Below are 20925 nucleotides of genomic sequence, written 5' to 3'. Positions count from 1 at the left end.
ATCACCGATAAATTAACAATAATTGATTACCGTTCGCACGCAGCCAGGACTTTGCTTTTTTGACCTGCTGATGCGGACAAGCTCGGGCCACTTCAGCCCAAAAAAAATGTGAATGATTTAAATGTTTTATATGGCAAAGCTCATGGATAACGACATAGTCACGCACCCACGCCGGCGCCATCATCAATAAAGAATTAAAAGCCAACCCCGCGTGCTGAGTACAACTACCCCAGCGCGACTTATAAGGTCTAATTTTAACCGTTCGCGCATGTAAACTGAGCACACCCTCCCAACTCTTGACTCGGGACCTTAAGTCCACCAGTAACGACTTAGCGCAAAGCTCCAGCAAAAGTTGCTTCTGTAAGCACAAAGTCAACTCAAAAAAATGAGTGGGCAACAACCCGTCAACACCGGTCAACGCCGTTAATTGTTCGAGATGGCCATTCCAAAAAATAGTGTCTTGCTCGGTATAAGCATTATCAACCACCGAGATCAAAGGCGGTTGATAATGCTTTAAGATCCACTCGCTTTTCTGATTTACCCATAGCACAACATCTTTGGCCGAAACAGCCGGCGGGTAGGAAACAAGTACGCGCCCCGGAGACACTTTAAGCCCCAAGGTTTTGCGTCGTGCAGAGCGCCTACACTCCAATGGAAGCTCATGTAGATCAGATGAGAAATGGTATTTATTCACCACGCTGCCCTATTCTACGCCGCAAAAACACACACAGCTCGACATGTTGAGTATGGGGAAACATATCAACAGGTTGAATACACTCAACGGTATAGCCGGCCGAAACAAACTGCTCGATATCTTTAGCGCAAGTCTTTAAATCGCAAGAGATGTAAGCGACACATTCAAAACCCTTATGATCCAATAAAGGCTGAATACAAACAAGGCCATCCCTAGGCGGATCCAGCACCAGCGTTTTTGCATGACTGTACCGAAGACACAGCTGCTCCAATGCTGCTTTATCAAATAAATTGGCCTGTACGGCAGAAACCCCGCTTAACTTTTGCACAGACAACTGCTCAACGGCAATTTCAGATACTTCAGCAGCAATAATTTGATCGTATCCCATAGCGCAAAGCGCCTTGGTGAAATTCCCTGAACCACAAAAAAGCTCCATGACAACATTTGCTTTACTGTCTGCTTCAAGCACTGCTGCCAGCCACTGCTTGAGAACTTGATTCTGCCCCTCGTTAGCCTGCTTAAAAGGCCTGCGAACATTGGCAACAACATCAAGATCAAGATCAAGATCAAGATCATCATCCACCGCCAGCAATGTCATCGGGTGCTTTTTATTTTGGCTGCGCCATGCTTTATTTGGCAGCTGTTTGCGGAGATTCAACAGGTGCTGCTCAACCTCGTCAGACAATACTGGACACGACACCACATCAATCAAAGTTTTGGATTGCGCAGCCAAAAAGCCTAACTTTTTTCCGTCGGTTTTAAATTCCGCACGGTTTCGGTAACGCCAGACAGCGTCACTCCCCTTAATTGTCGCCGAAGGGCAGTCTGTAAAACGAGCAAATTGACGCTCAACCCACAACTGTTTCATCGCAACCTGTGCCGAATAATCGACAAACTGCCACAAACACCCGCCACAACTAGGCTCTGCATTAAAATGCTGACACGGAGGCACAACGCGCATATCACAAGGCTTTAATAATTCTAACAGCACACCCATCGCATACCGCTTTTTAAACTGTTCGGTCTTGACCCTAACCGTTTCACCCACCCAAGCACCGCGCAGAAAAACAGCTACGCCAGAGCTGTGCTCTACGACAGCAAGTCCATTACTGGCAACATCTTTAACCACACCAATAAATTCTTGCTCTTCCAGCGGGTGTACAGCTCTTTTTTGCTGGCTACCTTTTAAATTTCGCTGGTTATTGCGATACATCATGCTTTGGACCTTTCTAGGGGATAACTAAAGGGAAACACTAAAAAAACGATTTTGACGAGATAGTGGTGCCCTACAATAAATACTGATGCGATGACGTCAATTCAACATCAGTACAGTTTCGAGTTGCGCGGCAATGGTAATTAAATACGGTAAACATATGAGCCAAATGCTCTCCAGCTGCACTTTGGCCGCAATGCTGTAATAATAATACGGCGGCCTCTGCTGTTGATAAGCGAGTGCTATCGCTCGATTTTCTCACAGCATAACCTCCCGCATCCGGATCGGGTAAAGTTAAGGTCGGAATATTTTTCAGCCACTGGCTATGATTAAACATACGTGCAGCTTGCCGCCAAGTACCATCAAGTAAAATGAACGTCGGGCGTCTAGAAACGGCAGGCTTACCCTCAGAGCAGGAAAAAGTATCCAATTCTGTCACGTCAATACTGGAGCGCAACTGTTTAGCCGGATAGATCACGGCGCACTGACGGCTAGGATCTTCTAGAATTTTGATAAGTTCGCCATTCGGTTCAAGCCGGGACCATTCAAAAGCAAGGCAGTGCTCAGGAAATGCCTCCGCCAACAAACGTCCGGTGTTCGTGGGTTTTAATATTTCATCCCTGTGCATTAAAAGAGCAATATCGAATTCTAGCGATAAAGGTAAGGCTCGCATGTAATTACAGATGCAATACCTTTCAGCAAGATGACATTCAGAACAGCGAGCAACAGCAGCGCCTCTCGCAAGAAAAGGCCTGTGTGCCGTCTTTAATCGCTGCTGATAGAGTCGTTTAAATGCATTCATTTAATCAGCACTTACCGCACGCTCTTGCGCCCAGCTTCGTAAATTCTGCATCACCTCAGCCATAACAATAGACAAAGGCTTTGTCCGCTGAACCGCCGCCGCAATTAACCCCGAATCAACTTCGCGCTTGCGTGCCCGAGCATTATAAATAGAAGACACCACCGCTTGCTCTATCTCAGCCCCCGTAAAGCCTTCTGTAATTATTGACAGATGCTGCAAATCAAAATCAGAAGGATTTAGCTGCCGCTTTTGTAAGTGAATTTTAAAGATTTGTGTACGAACCGTTCGAACTGGGAGATCGACAAAGAAAATTTCATCAAAGCGTCCCTTACGCAACAACTCTGCGGGTAACTGTTTAATATTATTACTAGTCGCCACCATAAAAACTCGGCTTTTCCGCTCACTCATCCATGTCAGTAGCGTGCCTAAAATACGTTGGCTTAATCCACCTTCCGCATCACTTTGCGCCAACCCTTTTTCTAATTCATCCACCCAAAGAACACACGGCGACAATGTATCGGCAAGGGCCAGTGCCTGCCTTAAATTTCGCTCAGTCTCACCGATGTATTTATTGAACAACTGTGCCATATCGAGTCGTAACAATGGCACTCCCCAAACGCCCGCCACAGCCTTAGCCGCTAAACTTTTACCGCCACCCTGAACGCCCAATAGTAAAACGCCTTTAGGGATATCCTTTTCATCCTCAAAAAAAGCAGGTTTGCGCTCATTTAACCATTTTTTAAATCGATTTAAACCCGCCACTTCGCTTAACTTTGCCGTGTCGTACTCGAAATGAAGCACGCCATCCATATTCATTAATTCAAACTTTGCTTTGTTCACCTGCGGTAAGTCACTCGCAGTAATGGCGCCATCATCCGCAATGGCGCCCCGAGCAAGCCGACGCACGTCAATATGGGGCAGGCCTCGCAAACTACAGACAAGCGCGTTCAACGCAGGCGCTTCGGTTTGTATTCTATTTTGACCGTTGTTTTTTGCCCATACAGCGGCTTCCTCACGAATTAAACTTAATATTTCTTCTTCGCTTGGCACTGCAACTGGTATTTTCACAGCTAAACGTGCAATCTCCGCCGGCAAATTCAATTCATGGCTTAGCAATATAAGCTTGTGCGCAGGGACGCGATTAAAAAGAACATCCTTGATTAAACGAATGTTTTTAGGGTCATCCAAAAAGGCATGTGCATCACACAAAACATATACGCCCTGCGTAGACTGCTGCTTTATTTCAGTTAATGCATCACTAAGCTCAAAGGTTTTACTCTCTTTATCGCTGATTAAACTCAGGCCAGCTTTTTGTATTCCATCCGTTACTGTCCACTTAAACAACGGCGCAGGATCAGACTTCAAAAAGGAAATAAGCAACTCTAGTGCACGCGGCTCATCGAACGTCTCAACAACAAGCAAAGACGCCGAGCTATGCAAAAGTAACTGTAAATCTTGACTATCCATCGGTTACACTCCGATATAGAGAATATGGAAATAATGAATTATGCAAAACAACCCTCAAAGCCAGGCACCTCGCACCGACTTGCGAAATTTATCAGATATAGACAACACTGTGGCGCAGTGGGATACGGTTTTAAAAACACTGTTCGGTCAAAAAACCAGCAGTTTACGCCCAAACCCCGCTAATACCGCTGCAGCAACAGAACTGACTCCCTCAGAGCAAAAACACAGCGCCGGCTTAATGCGAGTCAATCATACCGGCGAAGTCTGCGCCCAAGCCTTGTATCAAGGACAAGCATTAACAGCAAAGTTACCCAGCACCAGAGCCGACATGAAAGCCGCCGCTTTAGAAGAGGAAGACCATTTAGCATGGTGCCAAGAGCGCCTCAACGAATTCAACGCACACACAAGCAGGCTTAATCCGCTCTGGTACGGACTATCTTTTGGCCTGGGTGCCGGCGCTGGATTGATTAGCGACAAGCTTAGCTTGGGTTTCGTTGCCGCAACGGAACAGCAAGTCTGTAAGCACCTGGATGAACACCTCGATGAACTTCCCGCTAACGATATAAAGTCCAAGGCCATTGTGATTCAAATGCGCCAAGACGAAGCTGAGCATGCTGAATTGGCACTCAGGGCTGGCGGCACCGCCTTCGCACAACCGGTAAAATATGCGATGAGCCAAGCAGCCAAGGTAATGACTAGCCTGTCGTATCGATTTTAAACCTCAAATTCAACCACTTCAAAATCATGGCTTAATGCAACGCCAGCAGCTTCCAGCATGATGGACGCCGAGCAATATTTTGTCGCAGAAAGTGTTACGGCTTTTTCTACTTGCACGGGCTTCAAAGCTTGACCCGTAACGACAAAATGCAAATGTATTTTGGTGAATGGCGAAGGCGTGCCATCTGCCCTCTCAGCACTTAATTCCACACGGCAGTCAGTAACCTTTTGACGAGATTTTTTCAGGATAGAGACAATATCAAACGACGCACATCCGCCCAAGCCCATTAGAATCATCTCCATTGGGCGCACCGCTAAATTCCGGCCACCATGATCTGGCGGTCCATCCATTAAGACTGTGTGGCCACTTCCGGATTCAGCGAGAAACATCGCCCCATCAACCCACTTAACTGTTGCTTGCATAGAAATAACTCCAACTGCTTAATATTCAACCGCCCCAAGGCGAAAGGCGTGCAAGACTACCACAGAGCCTTTTAAAAATGCGTAAAAAACTGTGTGGTCTATAACAAAATGAGCACCCCTGCGATAGCCAACCTATACTCTAGAAAGCATAATACGGCGCGCAGCAATTCACCCGGTGCAAACAGGGTCTATAATTTCAATTAAGCTGCAATTCGGTTTACGCAAAGGTGTTTTACGAGTAGGGTTACTTACCCGGTTAGATTTCCTCTTTTGATACGTTTTAACATCAGAGGGCGGTGCTTACTCACCTTGTTTAGCTGCTGAATAGCTTTGTCTTGTAAAACATGCACAGACACCGATTACTTAATGAGGAAAGTCGTTTTGGTTGCCATCCCACATACGCCACATATTAATAACCTCGAGGGGTTTCTTGCGCATTGCCATCGTCGTCGCTATCCCGCGAAAAGCACTTTAATTTACGCTGGCGACAACAGTGATTCGCTGTATTACATTATCAAAGGTTCGGTTACGGTCCTCATTGAAGACGACGAAGGCCGCGAGATGATTGTTGCCTATCTTAATGATGGCGACTTCTTTGGCGAAATGGGCTTGTTCGACGACAAAGACCCTCGCAGCGCATGGGTTCGCGCAAAAACCGAATGTGAAATTGCCGAAATCAGCTACGCAAAGTTCATGGAACTCAGCCAAAGCTGCCCTGAATACTTCTTTTCGCTAAGCGCGCAAATGGCCCACAGACTGCGTGCAACCACTCGAAAAGTTGGTGACTTAGCCTTCCTTGATGTCACTGGCCGCGTAGCACGTACTCTACTCGATTTATGCAAAGAGCCCGATGCAATGACGCACCCCGACGGCATGCAGATTAAGATTACACGCCAAGAAATTGGCCGCATTGTCGGCTGTTCTCGCGAAATGGTCGGCCGAGTACTTAAAACCTTAGAGCTTCAAGGCCTGGTCTCAGTGAAAGGCAAAACCATGGTTGTATACGGGACGCGCTAAACGCCTGCACCGCACAACGAAAAAAGGCCCACTTACAAGAGCGTAAGCGGGCCTTTTTTATGCAGCGAAAAAACCTAACCAAACAATTCTCGAAGCTTATCTCCCGGCTCTGGCGCACGCATAAAAGACTCACCAACCAAAAACCCGTAAATATCTTTCGCATGCATAGCAGCTACATCCGCAGCCGTAAATATACCGCTCTCAGTCACCACATGCCGGCCAGCAGGCACCATTTCGAGCAATTCAAACGTTGTACTTAGAGAAACATCAAACGTATGCAGGTTTCGATTATTAATGCCGACCAAAGGGTTGTCCAGCATTAGCGCCTGCTCCATTTCAGCGGCATTATGCACTTCGATCAATACATCCAGCCCCAACTCGATAGCTTGCTGATGAAGATCATTAAGCTGCTTTTGCTCTAGCGCGGCCACAATTAAAAGCACACAATCGGCACCCAACGCTCTTGACTCTGTGATCTGATAGCTATCAACCATGAAATCTTTGCGTATTACGGGCAATGCCACAGCATCACGGGCCTGCTGCATAAATTCATTACTGCCCTGAAAGAAATCTTTATCCGTTAATACCGACAAACACGCGGCCCCACCTTGCGCATAACTTAACGCCAAGGCTGCGGGATTAAAATCTTCACGAATAACCCCCTTACTGGGTGACGCTTTTTTGATTTCCGCAATTACGGCATTTTGTTTCTGCCCAACACGCTTAACGATGGCGCCTGCGAAACCTCGTGCGCGGGGCTGCACTTTTGCATCACCCAACAAAGCTGCCTCGGTACGTATCAATTTTGCACTCGCGACCTCTTCATACTTGCGAGCAATAATTTTCTTTAATATTGTAGGGGTATCACTCACGAACTAGGCCTCTTCAAAACACGCGGTCATCTCGACCAGTTCTTTTAGTTTTTCACCCGCCAGCCCAGTAGCCAACGTATCCTGGGCCAAAGCGACACCCTCGGAATAAGAGTCTGCAATACCTGCAACATACAAAGCAGCACCGGCATTAATTGCCACCATATCGCTCGCCTTTTGAACGCGCTCACCACCGGTATTACTCAGCACGCCACGAACAAGCTCCAGAGATTCTTGCGCACTTTTAACCGATAGACCGTCAAGATTTTGAGGCTCAATACCAGACGTGCCGGGGTAGATTTCATACTCACTCACAACGCCTTCTTTAAGCTCTGCAACATGGGTATTCACCGCCAAGGAGATTTCGTCCAGACCGTCGTCTGCGCTAACCACCATTACATGCTCGCTGCCCAGCACCTGCAACACTTCAGCCAAAGGCCTACACAGTGTTTTATCAAAGACACCCAATACTTGACGCTTAGCCCCAGCTGGATTGGTCAAGGGCCCGAGGACATTAAAAATGGTTCGCATGCCAAGCTCCTTTCTAGGGCCAATCGCATGTTTCATTGCACTGTGGTGAGCAGGCGCAAACATAAATCCGACACCAATACTCTCTACACATCTAGATACTTGCTCAGCGTCAATGCTTAAATTAACACCTGCCGCTTCTAGTAGATCAGCACTGCCGGTTGTGCTCGTGATTGAACGATTGCCGTGCTTAGCGACATACCCACCGGCTGCGGCCACAACAAACGCTGCAGCGGTGGACACATTAAACAGCCCCGCGCCATCGCCGCCGGTACCACAAGTATCAACAATCACAGGGACATTAACATTCACCGGCGCTGCTAGTTGACGCATAACCTGCGCCGCACCAGTAATCTCTTCAACGGTTTCCCCTTTCATGGTGAGCGCCACCAAAAAACCACCAATTTGCGCCTGCGTTGTTTCGCCAGTCATGATTTGAGTCATCACTGTGCTCATCGCTTCGCGATCTAAAGATTGCCCAGCCATTAGCTGTGCAATTGCTATCTTGATATCCATCATGGTTCAAACCAACGTGTGAAAAGTTAAAAAGTTTTTGAGCAATGCATGACCTTGCTCGCTCAATACGGATTCGGGGTGAAACTGCACACCATAAATTGGAAGATCACGATGTGATACCGCCATAATATCGCGCCCGCCATCGGCGCCATCAACCCACGCATCAACAGCCAAACAAGCCGGTAGTGTCTGCGCGTCCAAAATCAAAGAGTGATAGCGCGTAACGAGAAAACTCGGTGGTAAATTGCGAAATATTGCTCCTCCTGAGTGGCTAATCATTGAGGTTTTTCCGTGCATTACCTTATCGGCACGTATCACCTTAGCACCAAAAACCTGACCAATCGCCTGATGCCCCAAACATACTCCCAAAATAGGAATGGCCAACGAAAATGCTCGAATTGCATCAAGCGTCACCCCCGCTTCACTCGGCGAGCAAGGGCCGGGTGAGATAACAAGCCCTGCAGGATTTAACGCTTTAAGCTCATCAAGTGACATAGCATCATTTTTAACGACAACCGGGCATGCACCCAACTCTTCTAAATAACGAACCACGTTATAGGTAAAAGAGTCGTAATTATCAATAACTAGCAAACGCTTACGCATGCGACCGGCTCTTAAAAGGCGGTATTGTACGCCAGCTTGAAGCTAGCCGAAACTCAAGCCGCCAACGCCTGAAGATGAGACGTTCCCGGGTGGCGCTCAATTTGACGAAATGCACTTTTAAGCGCTGGCCGTAAATACTTTTTTACATGCTTTGCTACAACTCGGCGATCTATCTTTTTTAAATAACAAAAAAGTGCCAATGCATACACGCACTCACTTTCAGACAAACTCGCCTGTCGATTAGCTTTTGGGTTATAGCATTTTGCACAGCTTCCGCGAAAACTATAAGCCGAGTTAACAACCATCACTCCAAACCCCATAAAAACAGCCAAAACTTCTGCTGCTTGCAAAAAATAATCCTGCCCTCCAGGCGGCGCCAACTGACTTTGCCAGAGCATATGCTGCGCAACACCGTGCCCCATTGTCGCCACGAGGTCTTGAGGCTTAGCCACCTGATCCGGCGTATAGGTCATTTGAAGCTCTAACGAAGCATTTGCGGGGACAACGGCTTGAACCTCATCATCACCGCGAACAGCTGGGTTCAAGCCTAGCACCGGTGGTGCTGAAGCCACAAACTGGGAGGGAGGCAATAATCGCCATGGCCAGCTTCGCAAGCCACCATAGGTTACGATTTGACCAAAGACATACTGCGCCATACCATCGATGCTTTCGACTTGCTCAGGAAAAAATTCATTGGTAGGCAATACCAAGGGCGTTTTCTCACTAAAACAGTTTGCGTCGAAATTTTGCATCGCCCAACCAAAACACTCTGCAAGCCAGTCAGCCGTTTCATCCGAGACCGCTGCACGCGTAAACCACTGCCACATATCAATATCCAATACACACTTGGCGCCACTGGCTAGCAACGCACTGTCGAATCCGCATAAGTATGCGCCTCGAAATTAATCAAACTAGAAGGTATAGCTCACACCAACAGAAACCATTGAAATATCTTTGAACTCACCCACATTAAAATATTCGTATTCAAGACGTACATCGACATCCAACAAGCCCACCATAGCGCCAATGCCATACGCCAAGTCGTACCCATCTTTCTTATCACGAAGATTATCAATTGATGCTTCACTCTCCCACATAAAACCACCAACTTTACCAAAGAGGCTCGCAGGACCTATACCAAGGTGCAGCATGCCAAAGCCACTAAAGCCACTCACTTCGACATATTCCCCGCCGTTACCCTCAATACGCCCGAAATCAATATAAGCAGCCTCTACCGCCGCCAAGGTGAACCGATAACCCCCAAAGACCTTCATCCCTGTATCACTATCCTTCAAGTCAACCTCTTTGGGGTCGAAATCAACACTTCCGCTTGGCTTGTTATTCTCAATCGATGACTGTCCAGCACCAACACCTATATAGGCGCCAGCCATTACGGATGATGATGCGACAACAAGTGACAAACCTGCAAAATACTTAACTAAACCCATGGGGGCTCCTCATTGGTTAAAGTGATGCTGCAATGTAATCCGCATTCGTAAAACGTGCATTCATTAAAGAAACGAACTAGGGTTTAAGGGCGCTTAATAAATATATAAAGGTGTCTTATGTCCAATATTAATAACCGCCGACTACTACAACGTACAAACCTAGCCCTTTATTTAAAAGTACTGAATGCTGATAACGACCAGATACTCGGCAATATTATTGATATAAACGTGTGTGGCTTTTTACTACTAACCAAGCAAACATTGCAACCACAAACCGAATTTAATGTAAAAATCGAGCTGCCCGAAGAATTTGAGCCCAACTTATACGCAAACTGTAAAGCCATCGTGCGCCGCGCGGACACTAGCGTTAACCCAAGCTTTAACGAAGCAGGCTTTGAAATTACAGAACTGAGCCCCCAATCTCGCGACCAAATAGAGCAGCTCGAGCAAGCGCTACTGCTGAAATTTGGGAATGAATAAGTCCCCCAACAACAATTCCGCCAACAGCACCTGACAAGGTATGATGGCGCCTTGTTCTTTTTATGATTTTTTACAATGCCTGCAAATAACGACATTCCACTCAGCTTATACGTTCACATTCCATGGTGTGTCAAAAAATGCCCCTACTGCGATTTCAATTCGCACACCTCCGTGTTGCCAATACCAGAGCAACAATATATTGAGCGGCTGATTGAAGACCTTACAGCCGATATTGAAAGCTATCCAGTAAAACCTTTGACGTCCATTTTTTTTGGCGGTGGCACACCTAGCCTTTTCAGCCCTCAAGCGATTGGCCGCATCATTGCTGCCGCACAAGAACTGATAGGTTTCACCGACGATATTGAGATCACACTTGAAGCCAACCCCGGAACCACTGAATACACCGATTTTAATGCACTGCGCAAAGCCGGCGTCAACCGACTATCCATCGGGGTGCAATCATTTAACAGCCAACATCTACAAGCGCTAGGCCGTATTCACACCAACGATGAAGCCTTGATCGCCTTCAGCAAAGCCCGCGCCGCAGGCTTTAACAATATTAATCTCGATTTAATGCACGGCCTTCCCAATCAAACGGAAACTGAAGCCCTGCAAGACTTAACAACAGCGATAAACCTCAAGCCCGAACACATATCCTGGTATCAACTAACCATCGAACCCAACACTATCTTTTATAATTCCCCTCCGGCGTTACCCAATGAAGATACGCTGTCAGATATTCAGGACCAAGGTGAAGCATTGCTGGCTTCGCATGACTACCAGCAGTATGAAGTCTCGGCATACGCGAAAAATAATCAACGCGCCAAACACAACATCAATTATTGGCAATTTGGCGATTACCTCGGAATTGGTGCGGGCGCTCACGGCAAGATCACTCATCGCGATGGCCATATAGAACGCTATCGAAAAACACGCCTACCGGCAGACTACCTCAACACCCAAAAGGTCAAGACTGTTGGCCGAAGCACAGTAACCCCCGATAGATTACCCCTTGAATTTATGATGAACGCTCTGCGCCTACCCGACGGAGTTCCCACTGCGCTATTTGAGCAGCGCACACAACTCTCAATAAATTCAGTACTGCCACAGCTCCAGCAGCTTCAAGCAGAAGGGCTCGTGAGCATTGATGATTACATACGACCCACCGCGCTAGGGTTTCGCTTCCTAAACACCGTCCTAAGTCGCTTTGATGACACAATGACTGATTAACCACCATCAGATCGCACCCACCTCACCAACACTGCTAAACTCTAGACAATACTCTACCGAGTATATGGGTAAATAAGGTTGTCCAATTAAGCGTAAAGGCTTAGGGAAGCCGGTTATCGAGCCTTGGGGCCATCAAGGCATTTAATCCAAGGTTTAATCCGAGGCGTATGTCGGTGGATGAGATATTCGCCCCATCAACCCCTCATACAAAAGCAGAGAATAGCGGCAGTATATTAAGGCGCATGGCCCTTTAGCCCAAAATGCCATTGCTGATACAAGGCTGCAATCAACACTCACCCTGCTCACCCCAAATGCCCGATAGCAAAACTGTCATAGAGCGAATTTTATAATGCAGCTATATATGAAAATTTAAATATCGCACAACAGCATTAGGGACGAGGCAATAATAGTTTATCCAATTAGGCGAAGAGATCGGCTTTCTTATCGAGGCGCTTAAAGGGGCGCATGCCGGGGCATGTAACGCTTTGAGCAACGAAGATAAGGAGGTCGAGATCAAGCGTTAGTGGATGAAATATTGTTTCCTCGGCCCTTATTACGGCAGAATGTGATTTAAATCGCACCGATTAATAGACACGCAAGAATAAGCCTAATGACGAATCCCGATCACCCCATCGCCACGACAGCACCCTCGACTGAAAATGCACCCTACGTTGATCAACACGAATACTATATCAACCGTGAATTAAGTAACTTACAGTTTAACCAACGCGTATTAGCCCAAGCGCTGGTAGAGACTCACCCATTGCTCGAGCGCCTAAAGTACCTATTAATTTCAGCGTCAAACATGGATGAATTTTTTGAGATCCGTGTAGCCGGCCTAATGCAGCGCATACTTTTTGAGCGGGAAGTGATTGGCCCAGACGGCATGCAAACAGCTGAGCTACTGCAACAAATCAGCCAAGCAGTGCATACCCTTGTTGATGAACAATACCGCGTGTTAAACGAAGTTATCATCCCGGCACTGCATTGTGAGGGAATTCGGTTCTTGCGCCGCAGCCAATGGACGAAGGAGCAAGAACTTTGGATAGAAGATTATGTTAACCGTGAAATTCTGCCTCTGGTCAGCCCTATCGGGCTTGATCCGGCCCATCCATTCCCTCGCCTAGTCAACAAAAGTCTTAACTTTATCGTGGATTTAGAAGGCAAAGACGCCTTCGGCCGCGATCTTGGGCTCGCGATTCTTCCCGCACCAAGATCACTCCCAAGAATGATATCCCTACCCGACGACATTAGCGGCAATGGGCACGACTTCGTTTTCCTGTCATCCATGATTCACGCTCATGCCGACAAGCTTTTCCCTGGCATGAAGGTTAACGGGTGTTACCAGTTTCGAATTACGCGAAACGCCGACTTAGATGTCGATGTAGAGGGCGTTGCAGACCTGGCCATCACACTAAAAGGAGAACTTCATTCTCGACGCTTCGGTACGGCTGTACGCCTAGAAGTTGCCGATAACTGCCCCACGGAGCTCACAGATATCCTACTGAGAGAAGTCGGCCTCAGCGAAGAACACCTGTACCGTGTTAATGGCCCCGTAAATCTTAAGCGCCTTATGCGCCTACCATCCCTTATTGCCCGCGCAGATTTACTCTTCCCCCCCTTCACACCAAGCATAGCCAAAGGACTCGCACGCAAAGATAATATTTTCGATGCGATATCTAAGCGCAGCTTTCTCTTACTCCACCCATTTCAGTCGTTCGCCCCCGTCATCCAACTATTACGCCAAGCCGCTAAAGACCCAGCCGTTGCTGCGATAAAGCAAACACTCTACCGAACAGGCAATGAATCGGCCGTTGTGCATGCGCTACTCGAAGCTGCACGGAACGGGAAAGAAGTCACAGTAATTGTCGAACTGCGCGCCCGCTTTGATGAAGAGGAAAACCTAGAACTCGCTAGCCGCCTTCAAGAGGCTGGTGCCGTTGTGGTTTATGGCGTCGTAGATTACAAAACCCACGCAAAAATGATTTTGATTGTGCGACGTGAAAACGGCGTACTCAAGCGCTATTGCCATCTCGGCACCGGAAACTACCACAGCGGAAATGCTCGCCTGTACACGGATTACTCCTACCTCAGCGCAGAGCCAGAGCTCTGCGAAGATGTGCACAAAGTCTTCCAGCAACTCACGGGGATGGGTAAAACTGAGCGTATGAATAAAATTATCTATGCGCCATTTACACTAAAAAGACAACTCCTAAAAATGATCGAAAATGAAGCCAAAGTAGCCCTAGAAGGCAAACCAGCGCATATCATTTTGAAGTGTAACGGGCTGACTGAACCTAAAGTTATACAAGCACTTTACAAAGCATCGCGCGCTGGGGTAACGGTGGACTTAATCATTAGGGGCATGTGCTCCCTGCGAACAGGCATCCCCAACATCAGCGATAACATTCGTGTGTTTTCAGTTATCGGCCGCTTTTTGGAGCACACCCGTGTGTATTATTTTGCTAATGCGAAGAGCCGGGTTTACTGCGCCAGTGCTGATCTAATGGAGCGGAACCTCAATCGGCGCGTAGAAACATGCTTTCCCATCGAAGATTCCAGCATGGTCGATCGCGTTTTTAACGAGCTCATGCTTTATATCAATGATGGCCAACAGCGCTGGGAACTTCAACCCGACGGGAACTATGTACTAAAACAAGAACCTAACACACCGTCAGCGCAGTCGGAACTGCTAAAACAGCTCTCAGGCCTTGGAAAATAACAACTTGCCCTTATTTAGAGTACGTACTGAATTTAATCTAGCTCAGAGGTTTGCGTGAGCACAGATTTAAACATAGAATTTACCGTCGCTACGTATTACACAATACTCGGATAATACGCATCGCTCGGCCCGATTAACCCTGAAAAAAAAATACCGCCAAAATTAAGGTTGTCAGCCGCTAAACGACTCCTTATGATTGCGCAGGTTTGAACACATATTCTGGAGATAAAACTATGAGCGATGCAATCGTTACTTTAAGCGACGCTAACTTTGAAGAAGAAGTTAAACAAGCAGAAGGCCCCGTATTGGTTGACTTCTGGGCACCTTGGTGCGGTCCCTGTAAAATGATCGCTCCTGTACTTGAAGAGCTTGCTGGCGAGTACGGCACTCAAATCAAGATCTGTAAAATGGATGTTGACGCCAACAAAGAAACATCAGCCAAATTAGGCATTCGTGGCATTCCAACATTGACCATTTTCAAAAACGGCAATGCTGAAAGCACTAAAGTTGGCGCCCTATCAAAAGCGCAACTTAAAGCATTTATCGATGCTGCAATCTAAATGCTTTCAAAGGCTTGCCCTCGGCAAGCCTTTTCTTTTTTGCACACTCTGCCAATTACCGCTATACTAAAGTTCATTGAGATCAAGCCATCTCGCAATGCCTGCCGATTCTAGGCATCTCGCAAACCACTCCTGAAGACAATCCCTTTTGATTATTCATCAGTAGCTGCGCGATAGATCTCACAGTTAATTTCAAATTCTCGAATAAAAACACTCACTTCTAATTAACCCTACGTTTGTATCACCTCAAAACAGAGTCTATGTTTAAGGCGCCGACAAACCCTACGATAAAAACCACATATCATGCCGCAATCTTGCAATACACCACCCAGCGATCAACCCGAAAAAAAAGCAGCCGAAGCCACAACCACCAATGAGGCACCTGCAAAACCACAACGCCAGCGCCACCAAAATCGGCCCAAACAAGCCCCTCAAAAGAAGAGTGAACCCGGCGTTCAAATGAGTCTTACCGACCTCAAGCAAAAGCCTATTGAAGAGCTTATCGAGATGGCCGCGACTCTCGGCATGGATAGCTTGGCAAGATCGCGCAAACAAGACGTTATTTTCAACCTACTTAAGCGTCACGCCAAAAGCGGCGAAGACATTTACGGCGATGGCGTTTTAGAAATCCTGCAAGATGGATTTGGCTTTCTTCGATCAGCAGATTCCTCCTATTTGGCCGGCCCAGACGATATTTATGTGTCACCCAGCCAGATTCGCCGCTTCAATCTTCGCACCGGCGACACCATCTCTGGAAAGATTCGCCCACCCAAAGATGGCGAACGTTACTTTGCACTATTAAAAGTTAACGAAATCAATTTTGATAAACCCGAAAACTCTCGCAATAAGATTCTTTTCGAAAACCTAACACCATTATTCCCACAAGACAGAATGGTGCTAGAAGTTGGCAATGGCTCAACCGAAGATTTAACCGGCCGAATTATTGACCTGGTATCCCCTATAGGAAAAGGTCAGCGAGGCCTGATTGTCGCACCGCCAAAAGCGGGTAAAACAATTATGATGCAGAATATCGCTCAGGCGATCACCCGCAACAACCCTGAGTGTCACTTAATCGTTTTACTTATTGATGAGCGCCCCGAAGAAGTCACCGAAATGCAACGCTCCGTGCGCGGCGAAGTTGTGGCCTCAACCTTTGATGAGCCGCCTGCCCGTCACGTACAAGTCGCCGACATGGTTATTGAGCGCGCTAAACGGCTGGTTGAGCACAAAAAAGACGTTGTCATTCTTCTCGACTCCGTGACCCGTCTTGCGCGTGCGTACAACACCGTCATCCCTTCATCAGGTAAAGTCCTTACCGGTGGTGTTGATGCCCACGCCCTAGAAAAACCCAAACGCTTTTTTGGTGCCGCACGAAACATTGAAGAAGGCGGAAGTCTTTCTATTGTTGCTACCGCACTGATTGATACCGGCTCTAAAATGGATGAAGTTATCTATGAAGAGTTTAAAGGTACGGGCAACATGGAATTACACCTAGATCGTAAAATGGCCGAAAGACGCATCTACCCTGCCATCAATATACGACGCTCCGGCACTCGCCGCGAAGATCTTCTTATGAGCGAAGGCGAACTTTCAAGAATGTGGATCCTAAGAAAGATCCTAAACGACATGGAAGATATTTCAGCAACTGAATTCCTATCAGACAAACTGAAAGCACACAAAACCAATGATGAGTTCTTCCTTTCGATGAAGAGTAAATAAGCACAGCCCATTAATCGCCAAAAAAACGGGCGTTTAAAAATATACTCTAAGGGCCTAACAGGCCCTTTTCTGTTTTTTATGACACAGAGACTCCCATGGCCTGTAACGACTTGCGCGACTTTATCGCGCTACTTGAAGAAAAAAAATTACTAAAACGCATTACCCATGCCGTCGACCCCAATTTAGAAATGACAGAAATCTGCGACCGAACGCTTAAAGCTGGCGGCCCAGCACTGCTTTTTGAAAACCCTGTCGGACACACAGTACCCGTACTAGCGAACCTATTCGGAACGCCTGAACGCGTTGCCTTAGGCATGGGTCAAACCAGTGTCGAAGCGTTGAAGGAGGTCGGCGAATTATTAGCTTTTCTAAAAGAGCCGGAACCCCCTAAAGGCTTAAAGGATATGTGGCAAAAGCTTCCGCTGTTCAAGCAGGCCCTTAATATGGGGCCAAAAATTGTTAGCCAAGCCAGCTGCCAAGAAGTCAAAATACTGGATGACGATGTCGACTTACATAAGCTCCCCATTCAAACCTGCTGGCCAGGTGACGCAGGCCCCCTAATAACTTGGCCTCTCGTTATCACAAGAGGTCCAGACAAAGATCGGCAAAACCTTGGCATTTACAGAATGCAGCTAATCGCAGAAAACAAGCTGATTATGCGATGGCTTAGCCACAGGGGCGGCGCTCTTGACTTTAGAGAGTGGCAGCTAGCCCACCCAGGCGAAAACTTCCCTGTTAGCGTTGCACTTGGCGCAGATCCAGCCACAATCCTTGGTGCAGTAACACCGGTGCCCGATACACTGAGCGAATACGCTTTTGCAGGATTACTGAGAGGCAGCAAGACCAGAGTCACAAAAAGCATCAGCAATGACCTACAAGTACCGGCAGGTGCAGAAATTATTTTAGAGGGGCATATTGCGCCCAACGAAACAGCCCAGGAAGGCCCTTTTGGAGATCATACAGGCTACTATAATGAGGTAGAAGAATTCCCCGTTTTTACAGTAACGGCGATGACACACCGCAAAAAACCCATTTACCACAGCACCTACACCGGACGACCACCCGATGAACCCGCCATTCTGGGTGTAGCACTGAACGAAGTTTTTGTACCCATACTTAAAAAACAGTACCCCGAAATCGTTGATTTCTACCTACCGCCCGAGGGATGCTCTTACCGAATGGCTGTTGTAACAATAAAAAAACAATACCCAGGTCACGCTAAGCGCGTAATGCTAGGGGTATGGTCTTTTTTACGCCAGTTTATGTACACCAAGTTCGTTATTGTGACTGATGACGACGTGGATGCACGCAACTGGGAAGATGTTATCTGGGCAATCACTACAAGGATGGACCCCGCTCGCGATACCACAATTATCGAAAACACACCGATAGATTATCTAGACTTCGCCTCTCCGACAGCAGGGCTTGGCTCGAAAATGGGAATGGATGCCACCAATAAATGGCCGGGTGAAACAACTCGAGAATGGGGAACCCCAATAACTATGAGCGCGAACGTCAAAGAGAAAATTGACAGCCTTTGGCAAGAGCTAGGGATCGATTAGGGGCGAGGCAATAATAGTTTGCCCAATTAGACGAAGGCGCCTGTTTTCTGAGCAAGGCGCTCGAAGGGGCGCATGCCGGGGCATGTAACGCTTTGGGCAACGCAGTTGAGGAAGCAGGAGGCAAGTATTATTGGATAAAGTATTTTTTCCTCGGCCCTTAAACCTCCTCAAGTATACAATTGGGCGTTTAACAAAAAATCTAGCAGGCTGAACGCATACAATACCACCTGCTAGATTTCACTTTGTAACGCTGGACTTATTTAGCTTTTGGCTTTCCATAAAGCACCAAGTTATGCCCTGTCAATTCAAAGCCCAACTCTTCCGCGACCTTCTTCTGCAACTCCTCGATTTCATCATTATGGAATTCAAAAACCTGCCCGGACTCCGTGCACACCATATGATCATGATGTTCACCACTGTCCAACTCAAAGACTGAATGCCCACCATCGAAGTTATGCCGCTCAACAAGCCCAGCCTGCTCAAACTGAGTTAATACGCGGTACACCGTTGCAAGGCCAACCTCTTCGCCAGCTTCAAGTAGTGCCTTATAAACATCCTCCGCACTCATGTGGCGATCTTCAGATTGATCCAGTAAATTTAAGATCTTTACGCGCGGCAAGGTAACTTTTAACCCAACTTTTCGTAACTCTTGATTCTCAGTCGACATGTAAACCTCTTCTTATCGCGACCCTTTATTCAACTCGAATTTGATCAAGATTAAACAGGTCCTTTAAATATTGGAGCCGATTCTAACGGTAGCCACCGCAAGTCACCAGCTTTTGGCAAATATTTCTCTCCCGCGATGGAACTTGTTGACTTGAATGCCCCCCAATATCCGGTATTATCCGTCCACTTTTTATGAATGAGAGTTTTCATGCTTCCGCGCTTACTGTCTTTATCCCTTCTTAGCTTTGCACTATCGGGCTGTTCATCACTGGAATTCCCATGGGTCTATCGCATTAGTGTTCAGCAAGGCAACATAATCGAGCAAGAAGATGTTGATAAACTTGAGCTAGGAATGACTAAGCGACAAGTCCAATTCGTTATGGGCTCACCTTTACTGATCGACACATTCAACCAGAATCGCTGGGATTATTATTACAGTAGGCGCAGTGGTGACGGCACCCTCCGAGACAAACGTTTCACCCTCTTTTTTGATGGCGACAAATATATTCGCAATGAAGGCGACGTAGTCCCAACGCCAGCCGATCAAGCGCAGGAAGAAAACGATACTGAAAACACTAACGAAAGCCCACAGAAAGAGGATATAACAAAGAAAGGCGACAAGACCGCCTTTTAGCTCTCATACACCTCTAGGGTGAAATCCATACCCAGCTCGGCCGCAACAGCCTCCAAAGCACTGGAGGCTTCATCAAATGGCAACCCAGCAGGCAGCAACATCACACCCTCGGCACAAAACAAGGGGTCACCACTGTAAGGCATGCTTGTGCACTGCGTTGCTAGCTCAAGTAAGTTGATACCTCGGTCAGCTAAAGCCTGCGACATCTCCAAAACCAAACCTGCACGATCCGGCGCATTCGATGTGAAGCGCGCGCGCTCACCCTCATCAACAACCTGCAACGCTACAACATCTACAACAACATTAATACCTTGCTCCAATAGCTTGCCTACAGACGCTTCTAGTCCTGCGCGGTGCTCCGCCTCAATCTCTACACAAATTACACCCGCGAACTTCCCCCCAAGTCGACTCATTTGACAATCAAGCCAATTGCCATCGTTAAAGGCCACCGCATTCGCAACCGCACGAACAACTCCCGGTTTATCATCACTCATTACACTTAAAATTAATTGCATAGCGCTCTACTCTCTTGGCGTTTTTTTATTGTCGATGCATACTGCCTTCGAATTTATGAGGTAATCCATGATAATCCCCCCATCTCAACTAAACCCTGATGTACTCAATAACATTTTAGAGGAATTTATCACTCGTGAAGGTACCGATTATGGCCAGCAAGAGCTCAATCTCCAAGAAAAAGTTGAACGGCTCCACCCGCAAGTGATGAAAGGAGAAGTGTTAATTGTATTTGATGAAAGACTCCAAAATATTCAGCTGCTGAGTAAAGAAGATTATGCCCTTGGTGAACACAATGTGTAACCAAACATTATTTGGCAAGCCCGTGCTAATAAACCGCCCCCACCGCATGCAGAGCAAAGCCAAACTTATACTCGCTCACGGGGCTGGAGCGCCTATGGATAGCGTCTTTATGGATAAGATCGCAACCTCAATTACAGAGCACTGCCCTATAGAGGTGATTCGCTTTGAATTTGATTATATGCGGCAAAGGCGCACAGGCGGAGCAAAGCGACCACCACCCAGAGTTAACGTGCTTATGG

Annotated in this window: 23 protein-coding genes; 11 read left to right on the top strand and 12 right to left on the bottom strand. The window is 47.2% G+C overall.

Features of this window, described 5'->3' with window-relative positions:
* Position 1 precedes the first annotated feature (1 nt).
* From AC3A8L_RS06855 to AC3A8L_RS06840, 4 genes are all read right to left on the bottom strand, one after another.
* Entirely contained in the window at positions 2-694 is a 693-nt protein-coding gene (locus AC3A8L_RS06855; protein WP_487961490.1) for a M48 family metallopeptidase, read from the bottom strand.
* Positions 687-1910, bottom strand: coding sequence for a class I SAM-dependent RNA methyltransferase (locus tag AC3A8L_RS06850; RefSeq protein ID WP_487961489.1), 1224 nt, complete (start codon positions 1908-1910; stop codon positions 687-689). The genes AC3A8L_RS06855 and AC3A8L_RS06850 overlap by 8 nt, the downstream gene beginning before the upstream one ends.
* Before the next feature lie 70 nt (positions 1911-1980).
* Positions 1981-2709, bottom strand: a complete 729-nt coding sequence (locus AC3A8L_RS06845; protein ID WP_487961488.1) for a tRNA-uridine aminocarboxypropyltransferase — start codon at positions 2707-2709, stop codon at positions 1981-1983.
* Entirely contained in the window at positions 2710-4176 is a 1467-nt protein-coding gene (locus tag AC3A8L_RS06840) for an AAA family ATPase (RefSeq protein WP_487961487.1), read from the bottom strand.
* A 40-nt stretch (positions 4177-4216) separates the two neighbouring features.
* Here AC3A8L_RS06840 and coq7 point away from each other — a divergent pair, with 40 nt between their 5' ends.
* Positions 4217-4894, top strand: coding sequence for a 2-polyprenyl-3-methyl-6-methoxy-1,4-benzoquinone monooxygenase (coq7, locus tag AC3A8L_RS06835; RefSeq protein WP_487961486.1), 678 nt, complete (start codon positions 4217-4219; stop codon positions 4892-4894).
* Here coq7 and AC3A8L_RS06830 read toward each other — a convergent pair.
* Complete coding sequence (locus tag AC3A8L_RS06830) at positions 4891-5316, bottom strand: OsmC family protein (protein ID WP_487961485.1); 426 nt, start codon at positions 5314-5316, stop codon at positions 4891-4893. The two genes, coq7 and AC3A8L_RS06830, sit on opposite strands and share 4 nt — an antisense overlap.
* Positions 5317-5682: 366 nt before the next feature.
* Here AC3A8L_RS06830 and crp point away from each other — a divergent pair, with 366 nt between their 5' ends.
* A complete protein-coding gene (crp, locus tag AC3A8L_RS06825) occupies positions 5683-6333 on the top strand; it encodes a cAMP-activated global transcriptional regulator CRP (RefSeq protein ID WP_487961484.1) in 651 nt (216 codons plus the stop codon).
* Between the two features lie 74 nt (positions 6334-6407).
* Here the strand turns inward: crp and trpC are convergent, their stop codons facing one another.
* The 5 genes from trpC to AC3A8L_RS06800 all read right to left on the bottom strand — a co-directional run bounded on the left by trpC (position 6408) and on the right by AC3A8L_RS06800 (position 10297).
* Positions 6408-7205 (bottom strand): indole-3-glycerol phosphate synthase TrpC, encoded by a 798-nt coding sequence (gene trpC, locus AC3A8L_RS06820; protein WP_487961483.1) that lies wholly within the window; start codon positions 7203-7205, stop codon positions 6408-6410.
* A gap of 3 nt (positions 7206-7208) precedes the next feature.
* Positions 7209-8246 (bottom strand): anthranilate phosphoribosyltransferase, encoded by a 1038-nt coding sequence (gene trpD / locus AC3A8L_RS06815; protein ID WP_487961498.1) that lies wholly within the window; start codon positions 8244-8246, stop codon positions 7209-7211.
* Between the two features lie 6 nt (positions 8247-8252).
* Positions 8253-8849: an anthranilate synthase component II gene (locus tag AC3A8L_RS06810; protein ID WP_487961482.1), complete on the bottom strand. Its 597-nt coding sequence runs from the start codon at positions 8847-8849 to the stop codon at positions 8253-8255.
* A 53-nt stretch (positions 8850-8902) separates the two neighbouring features.
* Positions 8903-9676, bottom strand: a complete 774-nt coding sequence (locus AC3A8L_RS06805) for a hypothetical protein (RefSeq protein WP_487961481.1) — start codon at positions 9674-9676, stop codon at positions 8903-8905.
* An 84-nt stretch (positions 9677-9760) separates the two neighbouring features.
* Entirely contained in the window at positions 9761-10297 is a 537-nt protein-coding gene (locus AC3A8L_RS06800) for an outer membrane beta-barrel protein (protein WP_487961480.1), read from the bottom strand.
* Between the two features lie 117 nt (positions 10298-10414).
* On the opposite strand from AC3A8L_RS06800, the gene AC3A8L_RS06795 reads away from it, so the two are divergent.
* The 6 genes from AC3A8L_RS06795 to ubiD all read left to right on the top strand — a co-directional run bounded on the left by AC3A8L_RS06795 (position 10415) and on the right by ubiD (position 18570).
* On the top strand, positions 10415-10777 hold the full coding sequence (locus AC3A8L_RS06795; protein ID WP_487961479.1) for a PilZ domain-containing protein: 363 nt from the start codon (positions 10415-10417) through the stop codon (positions 10775-10777).
* Between the two features lie 75 nt (positions 10778-10852).
* Positions 10853-12007, top strand: coding sequence for a radical SAM family heme chaperone HemW (gene hemW, locus AC3A8L_RS06790; RefSeq protein ID WP_487961478.1), 1155 nt, complete (start codon positions 10853-10855; stop codon positions 12005-12007).
* Positions 12008-12617: 610 nt separating this feature from the next.
* Positions 12618-14729 (top strand): polyphosphate kinase 1, encoded by a 2112-nt coding sequence (gene ppk1 / locus AC3A8L_RS06785; RefSeq protein WP_487961477.1) that lies wholly within the window; start codon positions 12618-12620, stop codon positions 14727-14729.
* Between the two features lie 233 nt (positions 14730-14962).
* Complete coding sequence (gene trxA, locus AC3A8L_RS06780) at positions 14963-15289, top strand: thioredoxin TrxA (protein ID WP_487961476.1); 327 nt, start codon at positions 14963-14965, stop codon at positions 15287-15289.
* Positions 15290-15748: 459 nt separating this feature from the next.
* Positions 15749-17008 (top strand): transcription termination factor Rho, encoded by a 1260-nt coding sequence (rho, locus tag AC3A8L_RS06775; protein ID WP_487961497.1) that lies wholly within the window; start codon positions 15749-15751, stop codon positions 17006-17008.
* Between the two features lie 95 nt (positions 17009-17103).
* Positions 17104-18570, top strand: a complete 1467-nt coding sequence (gene ubiD / locus AC3A8L_RS06770; RefSeq protein WP_487961475.1) for a 4-hydroxy-3-polyprenylbenzoate decarboxylase — start codon at positions 17104-17106, stop codon at positions 18568-18570.
* Positions 18571-18826: 256 nt separating this feature from the next.
* On the opposite strand, the gene fur is transcribed toward ubiD, so the two are convergent.
* The gene (fur, locus tag AC3A8L_RS06765; RefSeq protein ID WP_487961474.1) at positions 18827-19237 is read right to left on the bottom strand and encodes a ferric iron uptake transcriptional regulator; all 411 of its coding nucleotides are present in this window, start codon (positions 19235-19237) and stop codon (positions 18827-18829) included.
* Between the two features lie 207 nt (positions 19238-19444).
* Here fur and AC3A8L_RS06760 point away from each other — a divergent pair, with 207 nt between their 5' ends.
* Positions 19445-19870, top strand: coding sequence for an outer membrane protein assembly factor BamE (locus tag AC3A8L_RS06760; RefSeq protein WP_487961473.1), 426 nt, complete (start codon positions 19445-19447; stop codon positions 19868-19870).
* Here AC3A8L_RS06760 and AC3A8L_RS06755 read toward each other — a convergent pair.
* Positions 19867-20385, bottom strand: a complete 519-nt coding sequence (locus AC3A8L_RS06755; protein ID WP_487961472.1) for a glycine cleavage system transcriptional repressor — start codon at positions 20383-20385, stop codon at positions 19867-19869. The two genes, AC3A8L_RS06760 and AC3A8L_RS06755, sit on opposite strands and share 4 nt — an antisense overlap.
* 67 nt (positions 20386-20452) lie before the next feature.
* Between AC3A8L_RS06755 and AC3A8L_RS06750 the strand changes: the two genes are divergently transcribed.
* Both AC3A8L_RS06750 and AC3A8L_RS06745 read left to right on the top strand, forming a co-directional pair.
* The gene (locus tag AC3A8L_RS06750) at positions 20453-20686 is read left to right on the top strand and encodes a YheU family protein (protein WP_487961471.1); all 234 of its coding nucleotides are present in this window, start codon (positions 20453-20455) and stop codon (positions 20684-20686) included.
* The coding region (locus tag AC3A8L_RS06745) for an alpha/beta family hydrolase (protein WP_487961470.1) at positions 20661-20925 on the top strand (265 nt) is incomplete at its 3' end. The genes AC3A8L_RS06750 and AC3A8L_RS06745, both read left to right, overlap by 26 nt.

Source organism: Marinagarivorans sp., assembly GCF_982758155.1.
Note: the sequence above shows the minus strand (reverse complement) of the source record. Positions and strands in the feature narration are given on the sequence as shown.

Coding starts and splice junctions, on each gene's coding strand:
- trpD (WP_487961498.1), bottom strand. CDS start 8,246: ATGGATATCAAGATAGCAATTGCACAGCTAATGGCTGGGCAATCTTTA.
- AC3A8L_RS06805 (WP_487961481.1), bottom strand. CDS start 9,676: ATGTGGCAGTGGTTTACGCGTGCAGCGGTCTCGGATGAAACGGCTGAC.
- AC3A8L_RS06795 (WP_487961479.1), top strand. CDS start 10,415: ATGTCCAATATTAATAACCGCCGACTACTACAACGTACAAACCTAGCC.
- AC3A8L_RS06800 (WP_487961480.1), bottom strand. CDS start 10,297: ATGGGTTTAGTTAAGTATTTTGCAGGTTTGTCACTTGTTGTCGCATCA.
- crp (WP_487961484.1), top strand. CDS start 5,683: ATGAGGAAAGTCGTTTTGGTTGCCATCCCACATACGCCACATATTAAT.
- fur (WP_487961474.1), bottom strand. CDS start 19,237: ATGTCGACTGAGAATCAAGAGTTACGAAAAGTTGGGTTAAAAGTTACC.
- AC3A8L_RS06760 (WP_487961473.1), top strand. CDS start 19,445: ATGCTTCCGCGCTTACTGTCTTTATCCCTTCTTAGCTTTGCACTATCG.
- AC3A8L_RS06750 (WP_487961471.1), top strand. CDS start 20,453: ATGATAATCCCCCCATCTCAACTAAACCCTGATGTACTCAATAACATT.
- trxA (WP_487961476.1), top strand. CDS start 14,963: ATGAGCGATGCAATCGTTACTTTAAGCGACGCTAACTTTGAAGAAGAA.
- AC3A8L_RS06810 (WP_487961482.1), bottom strand. CDS start 8,849: ATGCGTAAGCGTTTGCTAGTTATTGATAATTACGACTCTTTTACCTAT.
- AC3A8L_RS06850 (WP_487961489.1), bottom strand. CDS start 1,910: ATGATGTATCGCAATAACCAGCGAAATTTAAAAGGTAGCCAGCAAAAA.
- AC3A8L_RS06830 (WP_487961485.1), bottom strand. CDS start 5,316: ATGCAAGCAACAGTTAAGTGGGTTGATGGGGCGATGTTTCTCGCTGAA.
- AC3A8L_RS06840 (WP_487961487.1), bottom strand. CDS start 4,176: ATGGATAGTCAAGATTTACAGTTACTTTTGCATAGCTCGGCGTCTTTG.
- ppk1 (WP_487961477.1), top strand. CDS start 12,618: ATGACGAATCCCGATCACCCCATCGCCACGACAGCACCCTCGACTGAA.
- ubiD (WP_487961475.1), top strand. CDS start 17,104: ATGGCCTGTAACGACTTGCGCGACTTTATCGCGCTACTTGAAGAAAAA.
- rho (WP_487961497.1), top strand. CDS start 15,749: ATGAGTCTTACCGACCTCAAGCAAAAGCCTATTGAAGAGCTTATCGAG.
- AC3A8L_RS06755 (WP_487961472.1), bottom strand. CDS start 20,385: ATGCAATTAATTTTAAGTGTAATGAGTGATGATAAACCGGGAGTTGTT.
- AC3A8L_RS06845 (WP_487961488.1), bottom strand. CDS start 2,709: ATGAATGCATTTAAACGACTCTATCAGCAGCGATTAAAGACGGCACAC.
- coq7 (WP_487961486.1), top strand. CDS start 4,217: ATGCAAAACAACCCTCAAAGCCAGGCACCTCGCACCGACTTGCGAAAT.
- hemW (WP_487961478.1), top strand. CDS start 10,853: ATGCCTGCAAATAACGACATTCCACTCAGCTTATACGTTCACATTCCA.